The 21,047-nt window shown below is 57.2% G+C and carries 17 protein-coding genes and 1 tRNA gene; 11 read left to right on the top strand and 7 right to left on the bottom strand.

All coding sequences use genetic code 11. The annotated features are described in order from the left end of the window. Window positions 1–8 precede the first annotated feature (8 nt). The 3 genes from BM347_RS17565 to BM347_RS07445 all read left to right on the top strand — a co-directional run bounded on the left by BM347_RS17565 (window position 9) and on the right by BM347_RS07445 (window position 2,664). Window positions 9–92 (top strand) — tRNA-Tyr (locus tag BM347_RS17565). Between the two features lie 129 nt (window positions 93–221). Beyond that, on the top strand, window positions 222–1,226 hold the full coding sequence (locus BM347_RS07450) for a hypothetical protein (protein WP_093915793.1): 1,005 nt from the start codon (window positions 222–224) through the stop codon (window positions 1,224–1,226). Between the two features lie 145 nt (window positions 1,227–1,371). Continuing rightward, complete coding sequence (locus BM347_RS07445) at window positions 1,372–2,664, top strand: O-acetylhomoserine aminocarboxypropyltransferase/cysteine synthase family protein (protein ID WP_093916097.1); 1,293 nt, start codon at window positions 1,372–1,374, stop codon at window positions 2,662–2,664. 83 nt (window positions 2,665–2,747) lie between these two features. Here the strand turns inward: BM347_RS07445 and BM347_RS07440 are convergent, their stop codons facing one another. Next, window positions 2,748–3,443 carry an SIMPL domain-containing protein gene (locus BM347_RS07440; protein ID WP_245764208.1) on the bottom strand — a complete coding sequence of 232 codons (696 nt, stop codon included), beginning with the start codon at window positions 3,441–3,443 and terminating at the stop codon, window positions 2,748–2,750. Between the two features lie 198 nt (window positions 3,444–3,641). Here BM347_RS07440 and BM347_RS07435 point away from each other — a divergent pair, with 198 nt between their 5' ends. Continuing rightward, on the top strand, window positions 3,642–6,137 hold the full coding sequence (locus BM347_RS07435; RefSeq protein WP_093915792.1) for a hypothetical protein: 2,496 nt from the start codon (window positions 3,642–3,644) through the stop codon (window positions 6,135–6,137). 114 nt (window positions 6,138–6,251) lie between these two features. Here BM347_RS07435 and hppD read toward each other — a convergent pair whose 3' ends face one another. Continuing rightward, entirely contained in the window at window positions 6,252–7,346 is a 1,095-nt protein-coding gene (hppD, locus tag BM347_RS07430) for a 4-hydroxyphenylpyruvate dioxygenase (RefSeq protein WP_093915791.1), read from the bottom strand. Window positions 7,347–7,482: 136 nt separating this feature from the next. Here hppD and BM347_RS07425 point away from each other — a divergent pair, with 136 nt between their 5' ends. Both BM347_RS07425 and BM347_RS07420 read left to right on the top strand, forming a co-directional pair. Continuing rightward, window positions 7,483–7,941, top strand: a complete 459-nt coding sequence (locus tag BM347_RS07425) for an Lrp/AsnC family transcriptional regulator (RefSeq protein ID WP_093916095.1) — start codon at window positions 7,483–7,485, stop codon at window positions 7,939–7,941. A gap of 46 nt (window positions 7,942–7,987) precedes the next feature. Next, window positions 7,988–9,916 (top strand): cation:proton antiporter domain-containing protein, encoded by a 1,929-nt coding sequence (locus BM347_RS07420; RefSeq protein ID WP_093915790.1) that lies wholly within the window; start codon window positions 7,988–7,990, stop codon window positions 9,914–9,916. Between the two features lie 70 nt (window positions 9,917–9,986). Here BM347_RS07420 and BM347_RS07415 read toward each other — a convergent pair whose 3' ends face one another. The 5 genes from BM347_RS07415 to BM347_RS07395 all read right to left on the bottom strand — a co-directional run bounded on the left by BM347_RS07415 (window position 9,987) and on the right by BM347_RS07395 (window position 15,146). Then, the gene (locus tag BM347_RS07415; protein WP_093916094.1) at window positions 9,987–10,502 is read right to left on the bottom strand and encodes a CarD family transcriptional regulator; all 516 of its coding nucleotides are present in this window, start codon (window positions 10,500–10,502) and stop codon (window positions 9,987–9,989) included. Between the two features lie 303 nt (window positions 10,503–10,805). Next, a complete protein-coding gene (fdxA, locus tag BM347_RS07410; protein WP_093915789.1) occupies window positions 10,806–11,144 on the bottom strand; it encodes a ferredoxin FdxA in 339 nt (112 codons plus the stop codon). A gap of 51 nt (window positions 11,145–11,195) precedes the next feature. Next, window positions 11,196–11,582, bottom strand: coding sequence for an RNA-binding S4 domain-containing protein (locus BM347_RS07405; RefSeq protein ID WP_093915788.1), 387 nt, complete (start codon window positions 11,580–11,582; stop codon window positions 11,196–11,198). Then, entirely contained in the window at window positions 11,583–14,507 is a 2,925-nt protein-coding gene (locus tag BM347_RS07400; RefSeq protein WP_175498526.1) for a helicase-related protein, read from the bottom strand. 18 nt (window positions 14,508–14,525) lie between these two features. Next, window positions 14,526–15,146, bottom strand: a complete 621-nt coding sequence (locus BM347_RS07395; RefSeq protein ID WP_245764207.1) for a tetratricopeptide repeat protein — start codon at window positions 15,144–15,146, stop codon at window positions 14,526–14,528. Between the two features lie 20 nt (window positions 15,147–15,166). Between BM347_RS07395 and BM347_RS07390 the strand changes: the two genes are divergently transcribed. The 5 genes from BM347_RS07390 to BM347_RS07370 all read left to right on the top strand — a co-directional run bounded on the left by BM347_RS07390 (window position 15,167) and on the right by BM347_RS07370 (window position 21,028). Next, window positions 15,167–15,457 (top strand): SCP2 sterol-binding domain-containing protein, encoded by a 291-nt coding sequence (locus BM347_RS07390; RefSeq protein WP_093915787.1) that lies wholly within the window; start codon window positions 15,167–15,169, stop codon window positions 15,455–15,457. Next, a complete protein-coding gene (locus tag BM347_RS07385; RefSeq protein WP_093915786.1) occupies window positions 15,457–16,404 on the top strand; it encodes an alpha/beta fold hydrolase in 948 nt (315 codons plus the stop codon). Before BM347_RS07390 ends, BM347_RS07385 begins: the two co-directional genes overlap by 1 nt. Before the next feature lie 122 nt (window positions 16,405–16,526). Further along, window positions 16,527–17,540: a ligase-associated DNA damage response exonuclease gene (locus BM347_RS07380; RefSeq protein ID WP_093916091.1), complete on the top strand. Its 1,014-nt coding sequence runs from the start codon at window positions 16,527–16,529 to the stop codon at window positions 17,538–17,540. Next, on the top strand, window positions 17,537–19,135 hold the full coding sequence (locus BM347_RS07375) for an ATP-dependent DNA ligase (protein WP_093915785.1): 1,599 nt from the start codon (window positions 17,537–17,539) through the stop codon (window positions 19,133–19,135). The genes BM347_RS07380 and BM347_RS07375 overlap by 4 nt, the downstream gene beginning before the upstream one ends. A 72-nt stretch (window positions 19,136–19,207) precedes the next feature. Further along, window positions 19,208–21,028, top strand: coding sequence for a M3 family oligoendopeptidase (locus BM347_RS07370; protein ID WP_093916090.1), 1,821 nt, complete (start codon window positions 19,208–19,210; stop codon window positions 21,026–21,028). Window positions 21,029–21,047 lie beyond the last annotated feature (19 nt).

The following is a 21,047-nucleotide window of genomic DNA, read 5'->3' as shown; positions in this document are numbered from 1 at the left end:
CTGAAAGTGGGCGACAGGCCGCAAGGTGTGGCAGGGGACTGTAACTCCCTCGCGGAGACGCACGCCTGGTTCGATTCCAGGGTCGCCCACCACTTTCACATCAGATGCGCAATAGGGTCAAACCCCGACCTCATGGCTGGTGTAACTGCCGAATTTATTTGGTATCTTTTGCGAAACGCCCTTTGCTCCTATAGTCCAGAAAAAGGACAAGAGGCAGCGCGTTGACCAACACCCCCGCCCCATCGCAGGACTTTAACATTGTCGTGGTCGGGCAGCAGGGCCGCTTGGCCTATGAGGCATTGCTGTTTGCAGCGTCCCTGCGCCACAGCAGCCCCGATTTTCACGGTCGTCTTTTGGTGGCCGAACCGCAGCCCGGTGACCATTGGCCAAAAGACCCCAACATCAAAAGCGATGAGATACGTGGCGCGCTAACCGATTTGGGCGCTGAAATTATCCCGTTTCACTCGGAACATTTCGGGGCATCCTACCCCTATGGCAACAAGATCGAGATGCTGAGCGCGCTACCCAAAGGCGAGCCCTTTGTCTTTTTCGATACCGATACGCTGATCACCGGCGACATCACCCGAGTTCCGTTTGATTTTGACCGCCCCACCGCATCCCTGCGCCGCACCAATACATGGCCTGTGCCGCAACTATATGGGCCGCAATATACCGGGCTGTGGAAATCTCTGTATGACATGTTTGGTCTGGATTTCGAAAGCAGCCTCGACCTAAGCCAACCAGACGAATACTGGCAAAGATACCTGTATTTTAACGCGGGCTTTTTCTTTTACCGCTGCCCGCATGAATTCGGCGCCAAGTTCTTGGAATATGCGCTGGCCATCCGCGACACGCCGCCGGAGGAACTCTGCGCACAAAGCTTTGATCCGTGGCTGGACCAGGTCGCCTTGCCATTGGTCATCCACGCATTGGGCGGCGGACGCGACACGCTACCAGAGGGTCTGCTAGATGGCAGCGTAAGCTGTCACTACAGGTTCCTGCCCCTGCTTTATGCGCGCGAAAGCCAAAGCGCGGTTGATATTCTGGAGACGGTCGCGGCACCTAATAAACTAAAGAAAGTCCTGAAAGGCCACGATCCGATCAAACGGATGGTATATCAGGGGCGCGGTCAGAAAGCGCGGGCGCTGTTTGACCAAGACAACTTGCCCCGCAAGGAACAAGCGATCCGGAACCGTCTGAAATCCAACGGCTATTGGATGCGATAGGCCTCGACGGGTGCCGCGAAATTCGAATTCTTCGGGCCGGAATTTTTCTGAAAATTCCGTCTCCCCCCGCGCGCCCTGCACAATTACTTGTACCGCAAAGCCCATTCCAATATCTCTTTCTCAAACAATCCACGGGAGGATGACCATGACTGACGGCCCAACATACGGTTTTGACACGCTGCAAATTCACGCAGGGGCCAAGCCTGATCCAGCCACCGGCGCGCGCCAGACGCCGATTTACCAAACCACCGCCTATGTGTTCCGCGACGCCGACCATGCCGCTGCGCTGTTCAACCTGCAAGAAGTCGGGTTTATCTATTCGCGCCTGACCAACCCGACCGTCGCTGTCCTGCAAGAACGCATTGCCACGCTTGAGGGCGGCGTCGGTGCCGTTTGCTGCTCCTCCGGTCACGCGGCCCAGATCATGGCGCTGTTCCCGCTGATGGGCCCGGGCAAAAACATCGTTGCATCGACCCGTCTTTATGGTGGCACCGTCACCCAGTTCAGCCAAACGATCAAGCGTTTCGGCTGGTCCTGCACATTTGTTGACTTCGACGATATCGACGCGGTCAAGGCGGCCGTTGATGATGACACCCGCGCCATCTTTGGTGAGGCGATTGCGAACCCCGGCGGATATATCATGGATGTGCGTGCCATCGCAGATGTGGCCGATGACGCTGGCATTCCGCTGATCATCGATAACACCACTGCCACGCCGTATCTGTGCCGCCCGATCGAACATGGCGCGACATTGGTCGTGCATTCCACCACGAAATACCTGACCGGCAACGGCACGGTCACTGGCGGCTGCATCGTGGATTCGGGCAAATTCGACTGGTCCGCGAATGACAAATTTCCGTCGCTCAGCCAGCCAGAGCCTGCCTATCACGGCCTCAAGTTCCACGAGACCTTTGGCCCGCTGGCCTTCACCTTCCACGGCATCGCCATCGGTCTGCGCGATCTGGGCATGACCATGAACCCCCAAGCCGCGCATTACACCTTGATGGGGACCGAAACCCTGTCCCTACGGATGGAGCGCCACGTCGAAAATGCCGTCAAGGTCGCGCAGTGGCTCGAAAATGATGATCGCGTGGATTACGTGACCTATGCTGGCCTCGAATCCTCGCCGTATTTTGAGCGCGCCAAGACCGTTTGTCCCAAGGGCGCTGGAGGCTTGTTCACCTTTGCGGTCAAGGGTGGCTATGATGCCTGCGTCAAGTTGGTCAATGCGCTGGAAATCTTTAGCCATGTTGCCAACCTTGGCGATACACGGTCGCTGATCATCCACTCGGCTTCGACCACGCACCGCCAGCTTAGCGCGGAACAGCAAGAGGCCGCAGGTGCGGGTGCAAACGTCGTGCGGGTCTCCATCGGGACCGAAGACGCCAATGACCTGATCGCCGATCTGGATCAGGCGCTGGCCAAAGCAACCAGCTGATCCAGCCATACCGACAACAAAAAGCGCCCGAAGGACCATCGTCTTTCGGGCGCTTTTGCATTTCAAAGATGTTTATAGCGCGTCTAGTCCTGCGCGATCGCGAATTGCATATTCACCTGCGCGCGTACGCTGACCTCGCCTGACTCAATCGGCACATCCAGACTGCGCATCTGCGACGCGTTCATTTCCATCGGGCGGAAACCTTGGCTGGATTCAGACATCTGAACAACCTCGCCCAGTTTGATCCCCGCCGCGGCGGCAAGCTGGTTGGCCCGCGCCATGGCATCTGCGACCGCCCCTTTACGCGCCTCGATCAAGGCCTTTGCATTATCTTGAAGGCCGAATTCCAAACCGTTGAAATCATTTGCGCCTTCCGCCACGACAGCATCCAAAAGCGCGCCCAGTTTGCTCAGGTCGCGCACGGTGACACTGACGGTATTCCCCGCCTCATAGGCCACCACTTGGGCCGGGCCGTTATTTTCGCGGGGGCGATTGTCATAGACCGGGCGCAGATACAGGCCGCTGGTTTGCCGATCCAGACCCGCCACCTGAATACTGTCCAATTGATCCAGAATGCCCCGAACCTTCTCTGAGGTCTGGAGCATCGCATCAGATGCAGTCGCCGCGCGTTCGGACACCCCTAACCGGATTGTGGCCATGTCTGGGGCCAATGAGACAACCCCTTCTCCCGTTACGCTGATACCCCGCATACCGTCTTGCGCCATGGCACCTGTTGCCAACGCAACCCAAATCACAGCTACCCATTGCAAAATTCGCATTTTTTCAACCTTTGGTTTGATAAGTTCATCCTAGTTCATACTTGGCGGGCCGATGTCGATATCACAAGCCCCGTCGCCCTGCAGCCCTTTCCATAGGCAAACTACTGCTATAACCTGAGAGAAGTTCCGAAGCTCTGTTTTAACGAACGTGCACATGATAAACTCCCACTCACAACAGCCCGGTCAAAAAGCGTCCCTATGAAGCCAAATTTTGCTCTGTCCCTGTCCGTAGAAGGCATCAGGCTATTGCACCGCTCTGCCGGGGGCTGGCACAGCATTGGCGATGTGTCTTTTGACGCCGAGGATATGTCGGCAAAACTGGCTATGCTGCGCAAGACCGCAGCGGCGTTGGAACCGGGCGGCGTGCGGACGAAACTGCTGATTCCCAACGATCAGATCAAGTTTATGACGCTGGATACCCCCGGTATTTCCGACGCAGACAGAATATCCGAAGCCAACCGCGCCCTTGAAGGGGCGACCCCTTATGCGGTTGAGGATTTGGCCTTTGATATCAGCAGTGCTGGCGGGCAAACCTATATTGCAGCCGTTGCGCGCGAAACCTTGGCCGAGGCAGAGACCTTTGCCACAGCACACCGGTTCCATCCCGTCAGCTTTGTCGCGCAACCGGACGCGGGCCAGTTTCAAGGCGAGCCGTTTTTCGGCCAAACCAATGCCGCCGAAACCCTGCTTGACGCTGGAGACAAGGTTGAACCGGATGAGTATGCCCTTGTGGTTCTGAGGCCCGGCGAGGCACCTGCCGGGAATATCTCCGCACAAGATAAAGACAATGCTACACAAAATCCTGAGACTGCCCCCTCTGAGGCTCTGCTGGAAGAAGACGAAGAAGGCAAAGACCCCGACGCGCCGACGCCATCAGCGGATCAGAAACAGGGTGATGTGCCTGAAGTAGAAGCCGAAACAGCGCAGGCCGATGATATCCCCGAAGATCCCGACCCTGTTGAGCCCGCAGCGGCACCCACGCCGTTTTCCAGCCGCCGTGCCGCCACTTCCCCCTCAGTCGGAGCGACCACGCGCGGTGCGGCGACGGCCATGACACCCCCTGCAGGGTACACGCCCGTTTCGGGGGACAGGGCCACTGCAAAACCAGTGATATCCGCAGATATCCGCCCCCAGCCTGTGCCCGACAGCAGCTCGCTCAGCACCACCGCGAATGATACGTCTTCAAGCAAAAAGCTAAAGTTCCTCAGCAGACGCACCAGCGCCGAGAAGGCCACTGCGGCGCTGGTCAAAGACGCAGGCTATACGTCTGGCAGACCCGACTCCGAAGCCGAAAAAATGATGATTTTCGGCGCGCGAAAATCCAATGGCGTTGGCGGAAAGCCGAGATTTCTGGCGCTCTTGCTGACGGCGGGTTTGCTGGTTTTCCTGGCTGGCGTTGCGGCATGGGCGTCGGTGTTTCTGGACGACGGTATTTCGCTGTCACGTTTGTTTTCCAACCGCGACACAACGGCGACCGCCTCAGCCCCCTCGCCGATCGCCGATCCCGTGCTTGCCGCCCCTGCTAATGCAACGGATGCACCCAACGCGCCGATGCCACCAAAAGAGGAACGCGTCGCCGCGTTGGCCCCCGGCCTGACAGACGAAGATGGAGCAGTATTGGACGCGTTGCGCGTGCCGGAGCGGGCCGCGCCTCGCGTGCTGTCCCGACAAGAGATCGAAGCGAAATATGCCACGTCGGGCATCTGGCCGTTGGCCCCCGAAACGCCGGGCGCGCCGGCGATGATCCCCATTGATGATCTGTATATGACCAGTATTGACCCGGTCAGCACCGCAAATGATGCGGTAGCGCTGCCTGCGCGGGCGTCTTTTGGCGGCGATGAATTCGATTTTGCGCCGTCTTCCCCGGCACCGCCGGGCACGACCTTTGCACTGGATGACAGCGGTATGGTTATTCCAACGCCTGACGGCGCTTTGAACGCGGATGGGGTTAAAATCATCGCGGGTCGCCCCCCGGTGGAGCCACCGCAATCGGTGATACGGGGTGCCGAAACACCCCAGAGCGGGCAGGATGCGCCGCCGCGCCAAGCCTTGCTTGATCTAAGGCCCGTTGAGCGGCCGGAGGGTTTGGTCGAAAGCAACGAGCGTTCAAACCTTGGCGGGTTAACGCGTAACGAGCTAAAGACATTGCGCCCAGTGTTGCGCCCGCAGTCTCTTCAGCAAGAAGCCGCAGCCGCTGCGCCCGAGGCACCCGACAGTTCCACCTCGGTCAACGCGTCGCTTGCGGCATTGGGCACACGCCCCCCCAACCCCGCAGACAATGTTTTGCAGAACGTCACCCCCTATGCGGTTCAGACATCGCTGCGCCCCGATACGCGGCCACGCAACTTTGCCAAGATCGTGCAACGTGCAGAACGCAACAGACCGGAACCGATCCAAGTGGCGAGTGCCGCGTCTTTGGTACCGCGCACCGTAAAGCCAACCCTGCCGTCAAAGGCCTCTGTCGCGAAACAAGCCACGGTTAAGAACGCCATAAAATTGCGTAAAATCAACCTGATCGGGGTTTATGGCAAACCGTCCAGCCGCCGCGCCCTGGTGCGGCTTGCCAATGGGCGATACCAAAAAGTCACCGTTGGTGACCGGCTGGATGGCGGCCGTGTGTCCGCCATTGGCGAAAGCGAGCTGCGCTATACGAGAAGTGGGCGCGATGTTGTGTTGAAAATGCCGCGCAGCTGACGTGGGTTCAGTTGGGGGCCAGCCCCCACCGCCAGTCGGCGGTTCCCCCGGGATATTTTCAAGCCAGAGAAGCAATAAGGCCGCACCATTCAGCGCGGCCCTTTTTATTCTTGATCACGCCGATTTCAGTTCGCCGCTGTCGATCTGCTCTTGCTCGATGCTTTCAAACAACGCTTTAAAGTTACCCTCTCCAAATCCGTCATCGCCTTTGCGTTGGATGAACTCAAAGAAGATAGGGCCAATCACTGTTTTCGAGAATATTTGCAACAGGATGCGCGTCTCGCCACCGTCGACCACGCCTTCACCGTCGATCAGGATCCCGTGCTTTTTCATCCGGTCCAGCGGTTCGTCGTGATCTTTCACGCGGCCCTTGCTGAGCTTGTAGTATGTATCAGGGGGGCCGGGCATGAATTTGAGGCCGTTGTCAGCGATTTTGTCTGTGGCATCATAGATATCGCGCGCGCCCACGGCGATGTGCTGTATCCCCTCGCCTTTGTATTTTTTGAGATAGGCGACGATCTGGCCCTTTTCATCTCGATCCTGATTGATCGGAATGCGGATGCGGCCGCAAGGTGACGTCAAAGCGCGCGATGTCAGGCCGGTAAACTTGCCTTCGATATCAAAGAAACGGATTTCGCGGAAGTTGAACAAATCGCCGTAGAATTTGAACCATACGTCCATGTTGCCCTTGAAAACATTATGCGTGAGGTGGTCGAGATAATAGAATCCTACCCCTGCCGGTTTGGACTGCGCGATCCAGTCGTATTCCTCGTTATAGGGGGATGTGTCATAATACTGATCGACGAAATAGATCAGCGAGCCGCCGATCCCTTCGATGGCAGGCACATCCAGCACCTTGCCCGGCCCAGTGTATTCGGTGGCCCCGTTCGACACCGCATGCGCCAATGCATGCTGCGCATCAACAACGCGCCAGCCCATAGACGGAGCGCAGGGGCCGTGATCTTGCACGAATTTCGCGGCAAAGCTGTCGGGGTCAGCGTTTAGCACATAGGTTATATCGCCCTGTTGCCACAATTCGACCGCCTGGGTTTTATGAGTGGCCACGTGGGCATAGCCCATGCGTGTGAACAGATCGCGCAATTCCTGCGGGTTTTCGCTGGCGAATTCAACGAATTCAAAACCGTCGGTTCCAGCCGGATTTTCATCAGTGATCTGAGACTTTTCTGCATCGTGGGGAAACGGACCCATGGGGATTCTCCTGTGGCTGGGATGTTTTGTCCAAGGTATCGGCAAAACCCCGCTGGAATTGCGCAAATTCGACCCATGTTCTGGCAAAATACGCGCGAACCCCGCATATTGGACCAAAATCAAGCGAGAACCCCGCATGACACTGGATGAAACAGATAGCCGCCTGCTGGCTGCCCTGCAAAAGGACGCACATTTGACGGCGCAGGAGTTGGGCGAGCGGCTGCATCTGTCGCCATCGCAAGCCGGGCGCAGACGCCAACGACTTGAAACCGAAGGATATATCGAAGGCTACCGCGCCAAGCTAAACCCGATCCGGTTGGGTCTGGCGGTGCAAGGCTTTATTCAGGTGCATCTTGGCACCCACGGGCCGGAGCATTCAGCCAGCTTTGCGCGGCTGTTGGCCACCCGCCCCGAGATTGTAAGCGCTTGGACCATGACGGGGGACGCCGATTACCTTTTGCGGGTTTACTGTACCGACCTGTCCAGCCTTAATCGGTTGATACATGATGTTCTGCTACCTCACGGCGCTGTCGCAAAAGTGCATAGTCAGATCGTTATGGACCAATTAAAGCACGATAGTCCCCTGCCCACCTAACGGCCCCCAGCCGGGACAATACCGGCCTTATGAAAGAAGACGCCCTATGGAAGGTTTCCTGTTCCAAGCCACGATATATCTGGCGGCCGCGGTTATTGCGGTTCCCATTGCCTCGCGCTTGGGGCTTGGGTCGGTGCTGGGCTATCTGGCGGCGGGTATTTTGATTGGCCCCGCCTTGGGTTTTGTCGGATCGGAAACCAAAGACCTGCAGCATTTCGCGGAATTTGGCGTGGTTATGATGCTGTTTCTGATCGGGCTTGAGCTGGAACCCCGCGCGCTGTGGAATATGCGCCATCGCTTGTTGGGTTTGGGCGGCTTGCAGGTGTTAATCTCTGCGGCAGCGCTTATGGGTATTGCGATGGCCTACGGGCAACCCTTGGGCGTGGCGATTGCAATCGGTCTGACGCTGGCCCTGTCATCGACCGCGATCGTGCTGCAAACCCTGTCAGAAAAGGGTTTGATGCAAACCGCAGGGGGACGATCAGTGTTTTCTGTCCTGTTAACACAGGACATCGCGGTGATCCCCATCCTTGCGTTTCTACCGCTACTGGTGACGAAAATGGCGGCCGAGGTATTGCCAGACGGGTCCATCTCAATCGCCGCGAATGATCATGCTGCGTCCGCAGCTGGACACGGGAATACAGAACACGTGGGTCAAGGGGCCGAGGTGGCCTATGCGGCGATATCGCTGGTTCAGGGTCTGCCCGGCTGGGGCATTACCCTTGTGACCATCGGTGCCATCGCGGGCATCATCATCACCGGCGTGTTTTTCACCCGGCCCGTGTTCCGCTTTATCCACGCGGCAAAACTGCGCGAGATGTACACCGCTCTTGCCCTGCTCATCGTCGTCGGGATTTCGTTTCTGATGGAGCTTGTCGGCCTGTCGCCCGCATTGGGCGCGTTTTTGGCGGGCGTGGTTTTGGCCAGCAGCGAATTCCGCCACGAGCTGGAAACCGACCTTGAACCCTTCAAGGGGCTGTTGCTGGGCCTGTTTTTTATCACCGTCGGCGCGGGCATCAACTTTGAGCTGCTTTATGCCGATACCGTGATTATCATGGGCATGGCCCTGCTGGTGATCATCGTCAAAGGGATCATTCTGTTTGGCTTGGGCAGCTTGTTCCAACTGCGCGGGCGCGACAGGTGGTTGCTGGCCCTGGGGTTGGCACAGGCGGGCGAATTCGGCTTTGTGCTGGTCAGTTTTTCGGTCGCGACCGGTGTGATGCCCAACGACGTTGCCGAGGTCTTGCTGCTGGTGGTCGCCCTATCAATGTTGATCACACCGCTGCTGTTCATTCTATATGACCAGATCAGCAAGCGCCTTGACACCAAGGCCGGCCCCATCGTGGCGGATGAAATCGACGAACAGGGCACCGTCATCATCGCAGGCGTTGGCCGGTTTGGTCAGATCGTGAACCGACTGGTTCAGGCCTCGGGCTTTCGCACGGTGGTGCTGGACCACAACCCCGAAACAATCACCGTCATGCGCCGCTTTGGGTTCAAGGCATTCTTGGGTGATCCGACGCGCCCTGACATCCTGCGCAAGGCTGGGCTGCGCGATGCAAAGGTGCTGGTCGTGGCCCTGGACGATCCCAAATCAGCGCTTCAGCTTATCACCTATGCCCGCAAGGAATGCCCAGATCTGCACATCGTAGCCCGCGCCCATGATCGCACCGATGTGTACCTGCAGTATCAGGCCGGTGCCAATGACATCGTGCGCGAGATGTTCGACAGCTCGCTGCGTGCCGGGCGCTATGTGCTAGAAAATCTGGGCCTGTCTGACTATGAGGCCGCCGAAGCGCAGCGTATGTTCTATAGCCATGACCGTGCATCGGTGCGCGAACTGGCGGCGCTGTGGCGGCCCGGTGTTCCGCCGAGCGAGAACAAGGCCTATGTAAGCCGTGCGAAAGAACTGCAAAAGGATCTCGAAACCGCATTCATGAACCGGATCGAGGCAGAGCAAAAGAAGCAAGCCTAGCACCAGACATGCAAAAGCCGCAGCAGGGGAAACCCGCCGCGGCTTCTGTTAATCTGTGATAGGGCCTCGTTTAAGCGGCGGCCACGCGGCTTTCCAATACGTCACCGATCTGCTTGGCGGCTGCCAATTCGTCACCACCGGCGACGGCAGACACTTCGCGCGTCAGACGCTCAAGCGCCGCTTCATAAAGCTGACGCTCGGAATAGCTTTGCTCGCGTTGGTCATCGGTGCGGTGCAGGTCGCGCACGACCTCGGCAATGGCAATCAGATCGCCAGAGTTGATTTTTTGCTCGTATTCCTGCGCACGGCGCGACCACATGGCCCGCTTTACCTTGGCTTTACCCTTGAGGGTTTTCATCGCGTGGGAAATCGTGTCGGGGCTGCTCAGCGCACGCATCCCGATCTCGATCGCCTTGTGGGTCGGCACGCGCAACGTCATCTTGTCCTTAACAAAGGCAATCACGAACAGTTCCAGCGTCATACCCGCGACTTCCTGCTCTTCGACCGATACGATCTGCCCAACGCCATGCGCGGGATAGACAACGAATTCGTTGGGGCGGAAATCTAGCTTTTTCGACTTGCTCATAAACATGGCTCCTTGGTCGCGGGACATGGCCCGCAGGGGTAGATTGCCTTTTCACAAAGACAAAGGCTGCACGGCCCAGAAGGGCCGACAGCCAGCATTCATAACTTCAGAATTACAATTTCAACCGCAGCAAAGAGGTTGAGAGATGGCAAACATGTAAGTTCATTGAGTAGAATATACCACAAAAACGCCCTTACCGAAAGCGATGGCAAGGCAGTTCTTGATCAAATTATCGCGCCGCAGGTGTATTTTACGTCAATTCACTGACAATTTTACCCAACTATGGTGCGCGTTGCGAATCGCTTAACCGCCCTCGCCCGGTGCCTCGGAGAAATACTTATCCAGCTTACCCTCTTCGCCGTCGCGCTCCTCTGCCTCGGGCAGCGGGTCCTTTTTCGTGATGATCACTGGCCACAGCTCGGAATACTTGCGGTTGAATTCAACCCATTTCTCCATATCCGGCTCTGTATCAGGGCGGATCGCATCGGCCGGGCATTCAGGTTCACAGACGCCGCAATCGATGCATTCATCTGGGTGGATGACCAACATGTTCTCACCCTCGTAGAAACAATCCACGGGGCATACCTCGACGCAGTCGGTATATTTGCATGCAATGCAGGCGTCATTAACGATATAGGTCATAGGGTCATCTTTTATAACGGATTTGGCGCATTGCTAAATCAGCACAGCACATCATTCAAGATGGCGTGCCCGAGAAAGATCAAGCACACGCCTATCGCGCTTGCTAGGGCGCCCTTTTCCCTCAAAAGCTGGATTTTCAGGCTGTTTTTTCTCGGACTTGGGCGCAGGAGGGGACAGATCGGTATAAAGTTCCTGAGCCTCGGGGGCTGGCCCACGCCGTGTGCCAATCCCGTCGATCTGTATCACACGAATGTCATCGCCCATCGCAAAGGACAAAACGTCGCCGGGCACAATAATTGTCGCCCGTTTCTGCGCGACACTTCCGTTCACCCGGACGGCACCCGCTTGCACGCGTGCCGCCGCCAGTGATCGTGTCTTAAAGAACCGCGCATGCCACAGCCATTTATCCAGCCGAAGCTTTGTGGCCGCTTCCGACAATTACTTGTTCTTGAGCCCCATCAGGGCCGCAGCAAAGGGGTTGTCTGGATCGATCGGCTTGTCAGCTTTGGGCGGGCGCGCACTATAGTTTTGCGATTTATTGCCCCCCTTATCACCGCGCGGGCCACCTTTTTTCCCACGTGGTCCGGGTTTTCCCTTACCTTGTGGACGATCACCACCGCCGCGCCGCGCATTCTGGTTGGCGCGGGGCGCACGGCCCCAGGTGAAGACGTAAAACACCTCGGTCTCGGCCCCGGCAATGGATGCGTCAGGCGCTGTGCCCTGCGGCGTTTCGCCCTTTGCCGTATCGCCGATGTGGTCAGACACCTCCGCACTTTCGCCCTCTTCCGAGATTATCGGCGCAATGCCTTCGTCAATGATTCCAGCGGTTTCAGGTACAATATCAGCCGGTTGCGCGGGTTCCGGATCAGCGACGATGCCACCTGCGGGCTGTTCCGCTGCGATATCCATGACGGGCTTGTCCGCATTTTCATCGGTACCGGCTGCAAACGGGGACTCGTCATGCGGCATCACCGTATCAACAGGTTTAACCTTGGTACGCTCCGCCTTTTCGGCCTTATAACCCAACCCTTCCATGAGGGCTGCGAACTGCTCAAGCGTCATACCGGTGATCGACAGCATGTCAGGCTTGGCTTCGAACCCGCCGCGAGAATCCTCGGACCGCAGCATATCTGCCAACCGCTCAAGCATATCGATGCGGATCGCGCGCGTGCCAGCGTTACGGTAGCCCGACATGGTATCCGCACCGGCTGGGGCACCGGCCTCAACGGGGATTGTCACCAAACCGGGTGGGGGCGATTCAGGAAACTCTTGCAGGCCTTTTGACAGCGACCACAGCACCAAACGCAGACGCGTCGGCGCGGGCTTTAGCAATGCTTGCATGAAGATGGTGAACTGACCAAAGCGAATGCCGTGTTTGCGCAGGGCACCGCGTGCCTCTTGATCCAGCGCCTTCACGTCATCGGCAATATCAGCGCGCGGAATAATCCCAAGGTTTTCAACCATGCGGAACGCAAAACCGCGGGCCAGACCTGTCAGCGTCTCGTCCTTGGACAACGCGACAAGCGGCTCGAAAAGTGCTGCGATCTTGCGATCAATGAAATGTTGCAAACGCCGCTGCACCTTTTGCGCAACCTCTGGGCCGGCAACATCATCAACGAAAACCTCGATCCCGGGTTTCAGCGCATCAGGGCCGGCAACCAGCTTTCCCACTGCCGCGCTGCCCCACATCAGGCCACCTTGTTCGGTGAAATCAATCTCGGTATCGGGTGCATTATAAAAACGGTCTGCGCGCAAATGGAATTGCGGAGCCAAAGCCTGCAATGACGCGGTCTTGATCGTTTTGTCTTCCGCGACGCCAGCGCCTTTGTCTTGCCGGAAGCGGAACCCGTCCAACTTGCCTACAAATTCGCCTTCAACGGTTACTTCACCGGTCTCGTTTACTTCGGCCACCATGGCTTCCTTCTGTCCTAGTCGGCGCAAAAGCACGGATGTGCGCCGATCTACAAATCTTTGGGTCAAACGCTCGTGCAGCGCGTCTGACAGTCTGTCTTCTACGACACGCGCTTCGTCTCGCCAATGGTTTTCGTCACCCGTCCACCCTTTGCGTTGGGTGACATAGGTCCATGTGCGGATAAAGGCCAGTCGCTTGGACAACGCATCAATATCGCCATCGGTTCGATCTATGCGCTGAATATGTCGCGCTATCCAGTCATCCGGGATAGATCCGCGCTGATGAAGATAGTTAAAAATCACCTCTAGCAGGCTGGCGTGCTCTGCATAGCTTATACCACGAAAGTCGGGAATCCGGCAAACATCCCACAACAGCTTGACCGACGGTCCGTCCGTGCAACGCGCAATGATTTCAGCGTCCTCGCCCAGGGTTTTAAGCGCCCTTAGATCATCTGCTTCGCGCGCTTTGAACAGGCGTTCGTGATCTGGTGCCATCTCAAGCGTTTTAATCAGCCGGTCAATGGATCCGAATTGCAGCGACGGGTTGCGCCAGTTGATCTTGTTCTGCGGGGTAAAGCTGTGATCCATGATGGCTTGGGCCACGCCATCCTCCAGCGGAGGAGCATCACCGGTTACGCCGAATGTCCCGCTCTTGAACCCGCGCCCCGCCCGCCCGGCGATCTGCGCCAGTTCGTTGGGGGCCAGCGGGCGCATGCGGCGACCGTCAAATTTCGTCAAAGCTGAAAATGCAACGTGATCGACATCAAGATTTAGTCCCATCCCGATGGCATCCGTGGCCACCAGATAATCAACCTCACCGTTTTGATACATCTCGACTTGCGCGTTACGCGTGCGCGGACTGAGCGCCCCCATAACAACCGCCGCCCCACCCTTCTGGCGGCGAATAAGCTCGGCTATCGCATATACATTATCAACTGAAAAACCGACGATTGCACTGCGTGGACGCATTCTACTTATTTTTTTCGAACCAGTATAGGTCAATTCAGACATTCGCTCACGCTTGATGAATTGCGCCTTTGGCACAAGCGCCGCGATGGCCCCGCGCATGGTGTCAGAGCCCATGAAAAGTGTCTCATGCAGCCCCCGCGACCTAAGCAAACGGTCCGTGAAGACATGGCCGCGCTCGGGATCGGCGCAAAGTTGAATTTCATCGACGGCCACAAGGTCTGCGCCCATGCCTTCGGGCATCGCCTCGACGGTACAGACCCAATACTGCGTGCGGGGCGGTACAATCCGTTCCTCGCCCGTGACCAAAGCCACCACAGAAGGGCCGCGCAGCGCTACGATCCGATCATAGACCTCGCGCGCAAGCAGCCGCAGCGGCAGGCCGATCACCCCCGTACGATGCGCCAGCATCCGTTCAATGGCATATGTCGTTTTGCCCGTGTTGGTCGGGCCTAAAACGGCCACGACCCTACCTTCGCCTGTCACCAGAATATTCCCGACGTATTAAACTGTGCGCCCGATGCCGTCGCGCCGAAGCCCGTCCAGCGCCTTTTGCGCATTTTCATGGTGAGGGTTAATCTCTAAAACCCGGCGATACAATTGCGCGGCGGACCGCAGGTTACCAAATTCTTGCAAGATCGCGCCCAACCCGAAAATCGCATAATATTGCAACGGGTTAAACGTCAAAGTTGATTCCAGATCATCAATTGCAGGACCATATAAATCGGCATGAAAATAGGCCTGCGCCCGCAGGTGATACCCTTCGGCGAACTCTGGCGCGTGGTCGGTCAGGGCGGTGAAATGTTCAATCGCCAGTTTTGTGTCCCCGGCGCGCAACGCATCGCTTCCTCGCTTGATCAGCAGGTCAATGGTCGCGGATCCGGACCGCAGCCATGCCGTCTGAATGTCCCGGTCGATTCTCGCGGCCTCGTCAGCGGGGGCGCTGCGCAGTTTGTCCAGCAATAAATCCACTTCACTTTCTGTGGATTGCGCAAAACATGCACCAGCAAGCAACACCATCAGACCAATTGCCGCTACGGTATGTTTGAGGTTGACGATTTGATTGGCCATAACAATGTTAAATGTAACAGGCTGCCGCCACTTTTCCAGACGTGTCGGTGCCATTTGACAAAAAAGGGCCCATTATGAGCGATATTGTGAACGAAGCGGTAACCGTACTTAATGAAAAGCTGGCAGGCGCTGATTTTGACGGGACAGCAAAATTCGACATCGAAGGCGAAGGCTGCGTGATGATGGACGACGCCGGCGCGCGCGCCGCGGACGAGCCTGCAGACGTTACCCTGTCCGCCGACGCTGAAACCTTTCAAGCGATCCTTTCCGGCGATACCAACCCCACCGGTGCCTTCATGAGCGGCAAGCTCAAGATTGATGGCGACATGGGTATGGCGATGAAACTGGCCTCTGTACTGGCTTGATGAACCTAACGCCCGCACCGCTATTTACCGACATCTACCCCGGGCCAGACACAGGTGTGGCCCATTGGGTAGAGACGTCTGATGGTCGGCGCGTGCGGATTGCACATTGGCCTGCTGAAGGGGCAAGAGGGACCGTCCTCTTGTTCCCCGGCAGGACCGAATACATTGAAAAATATGGCGTAATCGCCACTGAGCTGACCAAACGCGGGTTGGCTGTCATCACGATTGACTGGCGCGGTCAGGGGCTGGCGGATCGTATGCTGCCGGACCCGCGCATCGGATATGTCGACGCATTTTCCGACTATCAAAAAGATGTAGCCGCCATGATGCGTACCGCGCGAACGCTGCAACTGCCGCGCCCCTTCTTTTTGCTTGCCCATTCAATGGGCGGCTGCATTGGGCTGCGCGCCGTGATGGAAGGATTGGCTGTGCAGGCCGCGGCCTTTACGGCCCCGATGTGGGGCATTCGTCTGGCCCCGCATCTGCGCCCTATCGCCACTGTTTTGGCGCATCTGATGCCAAAGATCGGCCAGGGGCACCGTTTGCCAGCGGGCACGACAACAGCCTCTTATGTCGCGGACGCCCCGTTTGACGATAATATGCTTACCACCGACGAATCCATGTACGATATGATGCGTGATCAGCTTATTGCGCATCCAGATCTGTCTTTGGGCGGCCCCAGCTATGTCTGGCTGCGCGAGGCCCTGTCCGAGACCAAGCATCTGTCGCTCCGCGCGGCCCCCAGCCTGCCTTGTATTACATTTTTGGGCTCGAACGAGCGGATCGTTCATGTTGGACGGATCAAGGAACGGATGGAAAGTTGGAAAAACGGTCAGTTGCAGCTGGTTCAGGGGGCCGAGCATGAAATTTTAATGGAAACGCCCACCCTGCGTGATGCGGCCATAGATGACATTGCACGACTGTTTCTGAGAAATGCAAAAGGTTAAAACTCATGTTTTGCATGAGCTGTTAAACCTATCACCCTGATCCGGAATGAATTTGATAAGCCACTGCTTGTTTCATTCGCATGCCCCCTGTTCAAAGCACAAGACACCGCTATCTGTCTTACATGAGCAATCAACCGGTCCTTAGCTTTACCGAAAACGGAATCTACTGCGCGGCAGGAGATTTCTATATCGACCCGTGGCGGCCCGTAGACCGTGCGTTGATCACCCACGGCCATTCAGACCATGCAAGATGGGGGATGGGGCGGTATCTTGCCACCCATGCCGCCCTGCCCGTTATGCGCCACCGCTTGGGCGACATCACGGCCGAGGGGATAGCCTATGGCGAAACACGGCGGATCGGAGGCACCGATGTGTCGTTTCACCCGGCGGGACACGTACCCGGGTCGGCACAAATCAGGGTCGAAGTAGACGGCGAGATCTGGGTCGCATCGGGTGACTATAAGGTGGTTGATGATGGGCTGTCAGAGCCGTTTAACCCTATAAAATGTCACCACTTTATCACCGAAAGCACCTTTGGCCTGCCGGTGTTCCATTGGGCAGATCAAGCCAGCATCGCAGCCGAAATCAATGACTGGTGGGCGGACTGTGCAGCCCAAGGGAAAACCGCTTTTCTAGGCGCGTATGCGTTGGGTAAAGCGCAAAGGTTGCTGACCATGCTCGACCCTGACATTGGCCCTATCCTGACCCATACAGCCACGGAAAACACCAATCAGGCCATGCGTGACCAAGGGATCAGCCTGCCAGATACAATCATCGCTAATGCGGACCTGAAGCCCAAGGACCATCCCGGCGCAATCGTATTGGCACCGCCATCCGCGTTGGGCAGCGCGTGGTCAAAGAAATTCGGGCCCCAAGAAACCGCATTTGCAAGTGGCTGGATGGCGATCCGAGGCGTACGGCGCAGGCGCGCGGGTGATCGTGGTTTTGTTATCTCGGATCACGCGGACTGGGATGGGTTGCTGTCAGCGATCAAAGAAACCGAGGCTGAAAACATATATGTGACCCATGGTTACACTGATATCTTCAGCCGATACTTGAATATTAACGGTTGGAACGCGCAGGTCGTGCCGACGCAGTTCGAAGGGGAAAGTCTGGACAAGGATGCCAGCGAATGAAGCGATTTGCCCAACTGTTCAACACCATCGACCAAAGCACCAAGACGAACGTCAAGGTCGCGGCCCTTGCCGCCTATTTTCAGGACGCGCCTGATACAGATCGGCTGTGGACTATCGCGCTGTTCTCTGGCCGGCGGCCAAAACGCGCTGTCACGACAACCAAACTGCGCGAATGGGCGGCTGAGCGCGCAAATATCCCGCTGTGGCTGTTCGAGGAGAGCTATTCCATCGTTGGCGATTTGGCGGAAACTATCTCGCTTGTCCTGCCCCCGAACAGCAGCCAAGACACGCGGACATTGTCCGAATGGATCGCCGCCCTGCGCGAGGTCTACACTCAAGACGAAGAGACCCGCAAAGCCTTCGTTTTGTCGGCTTGGAAACAACTTGGCGGGACAGAGCGGTTTATCTTTAACAAGCTGATTACAGGCGGTTTTCGGGTGGGCATCAGTCAAAAGCTGATGACCCGAGCCCTCGCCCGCGCCACCCAAAAACCCGAGGCAGAGCTGGCGCATCGGCTGATGGGAAACTGGCACCCCGACGACACCACATGGCACGCTTTGGTCATTGCTGAAGATGCCTCAGTCGACGCCTCGCGGCCCTATCCGTTTTATCTGGCCTACGGGCTTGAGGACACAGCCCACGCCCTTGGTGACACCGCAGATTGGCGCGCCGAGTGGAAATGGGACGGCATCAGGGGCCAGTTGATCCTGCGTGATGGCCAGTATTTCGTTTGGTCCCGGGGCGAAGAGTTGATGACCGACCGCTTTCCAGAGCTAGCCCGCGCTGTGGATTACCTGCCCGATGGCACAGTGCTGGACGGTGAATTGTTGGTTTGGCCGTCAGATCAGCCAAATCCGTCGTCCTTCAACGCGCTGCAATCACGCATTGGCCGCAAAACCGTGCCGAAAAAACTGCTGTCCGAGGCCCCCGTGGTGCTGCACGCCTATGATCTACTGGAATGGCAAGGTCAGGACATGCGCGACACGCCCTTTGCCGCCCGGCGGGCACTGCTGGAAAACGCCTGTGTCAACCTGCCACCTGAGGCCCCCGTGCGCCTGTCGCCACAGCTGGATTTCACAACTTGGGATGATCTCGCCGCGATCCGCGCAAATGCCCGGGCGGCCCAAGCCGAAGGGTTGATGCTGAAACGTGCCGATAGCCCTTATTTATCGGGGCGAAAGAAGGGCGATTGGTGGAAATGGAAACTGGACCCGCTGACCATTGATGCGGTGATGATCTATGCCCAATCTGGGTCTGGTCGCCGTGCCAATCTGTTCACCGATTTCACCTTTGCGGTCTGGAATGGCAATGATCTGGTCCCCTTTACCAAGGCCTATAGCGGGCTGACCGATGCCGAATTTCGCCAGATCACGGCTTGGGTGCGGAAAAATACGCTCGAGAAATTCGGCCCCGTACGCAAAGTCACGCCGCATCACGTCTTTGAAATCGCATTCGAGGGCATCCAGCGCAGCACGCGCCATAAATCCGGTGTCGCCCTGCGGTTTCCCCGCATGCTGCGCTGGCGACAGGATAAACCCCTGCAAGAAGCCAACACATTGGCCGATCTGGAAGAGTTATTGCGCATTTACGGCTAATCGACCGGCTGGCCCGCTTGCTTTGGCGCGGTGGCGCGCCTAGGTACTTTAGACGTTAAAAAGAGGTATATGATGTTCCAACTCCCCTTCCCCGTCCGTGATGCAAATGCCGGTGCTGGCACCTCTCCTTTCGGGGATCTGCCCGAATGGAATCTTGATGATCTGTATACCGGTGAAAACGCGCCCGAACTAAAGCGCGATCTGGACTGGCTGGAGGAGGCCTGCCGGAGCTTTGCCGCGGATTACGAAGGTAAGCTGGCAGACCTGGACGCCGCTGGTTTTCTGGACTGCGTGCTGCGCAATGAAAAAATCAATCAGATTGCCGGGCGCATCATGTCCTTTGCGGGCCTGCGCTATTATCAACTCACCACCGATGCGGCCCGGGCCAAATTCATGTCCGACATGCAGGAAAGCATCACGAATTTCACCACACCACTGGTGTTTTTCACGTTGGAACTGAACCGCCTTGAAGACGACCATCTGGGCAAGCTCTTGGCCCAGAACGCTGATCTTGCGCGCTATAAACCCGTGTTTGACCGCATCCGCGCCATGAAGGATCACCAGCTGAGCGACGAGCTGGAGAAGTTCCTGCATGATCTGGGTGTCGTTGGGGACGCATGGGAACGCCTGTTTGATGAAACCATCGCGGGTCTGGAATTCGAGGTCGATGGCGAGCCGCTGAACATCGAAGGGGTACTGAACCTGCTGACCGATCCCGGCCGGGAAATTCGCGAAGCCGCTGCGCGTGAGCTGGCCGATGTGTTCCAAAGCAATATCAAAACCTTTGCACGGGTTCACAACACCCAAGCCAAGGAAAAAGAGGTCATCGACCGCTGGCGCGGCATGCCGACCCCGCAAACCGGCCGCCACCTGAGCAACGACGTGGAGCCCGAGGTTGTCGAGGCCCTGCGCAATGCTGTGGTCAAAGCCTACCCGAAGCTGAGCCACCGCTATTATGAGCTGAAGCGTAAATGGTTGGGGCTGGACGTGATGCAGGTCTGGGACCGCAACGCGCCGCTGCCTATGGAAGACCCCAAAACCGTGGACTGGGACCAAGCCCAGAGCATGGTGATGGATGCCTATAATGCATTTGATCCACGCATGGGCGAAATCGCCAAACCATTCTTTACCGATGGCTGGATCGATGCGGGTGTAAAACCGGGCAAAGCGCCCGGTGCCTTTGCCCACCCGACGGTGACCAATGTGCATCCCTATGTGATGCTGAATTATCTTGGCAAACCGCGCGACGTGATGACACTGGCGCATGAACTGGGCCACGGTGTGCATCAGGTTCTGGCTGCCGGTCAGGGCGAAATGCTGTCGTCCACGCCGTTGACCCTGGCGGAAACGGCATCTGTGTTTGGCGAGATGCTGACCTTCCGCAAGATGCTGGACAACGCCAAGACCAAGTGCGAGCGCAAAGTTTTGCTGGCGGGTAAGGTCGAGGATATGATCAACACGGTCGTCCGCCAGATCGCGTTCTATGACTTTGAATGCAAGCTGCATGATGCGCGGCGTGGCGGGGAACTGACCCCCGATGACATCAACGCGCTGTGGATGTCAGTGCAAGCCGAAAGCCTTGGGCCCGCGTTCGAGTTTATGGACGGGTATGAGACCTTTTGGGCCTATATCCCCCATTTCGTTCATTCGCCCTTCTACGTCTATGCCTATGCCTTTGGCGACGGGTTGGTGAACGCGCTTTATGCCGTTTATGCCGAAGGCAAGCCGGGCTTTGAAGACAAGTATTTTGATATGCTGAAAGCCGGTGGGTCGAAGCATCACAAAGAGCTGCTGGCACCGTTTGGGTTGGATGCATCGAATCCGGCGTTCTGGGACAAGGGTCTGGCGATGATCTCAGGCTTCATCGATGAATTGGAAGCGATGGAAGACTAGGCCGATGCCGTGCTGAAGA

It is taken from the genome of Sulfitobacter marinus (genome assembly GCF_900116285.1).
Taxonomy (GTDB): domain Bacteria; phylum Pseudomonadota; class Alphaproteobacteria; order Rhodobacterales; family Rhodobacteraceae; genus Sulfitobacter; species Sulfitobacter marinus.
Note: the sequence above shows the minus strand (reverse complement) of the source record. Positions and strands in the feature narration are given on the sequence as shown.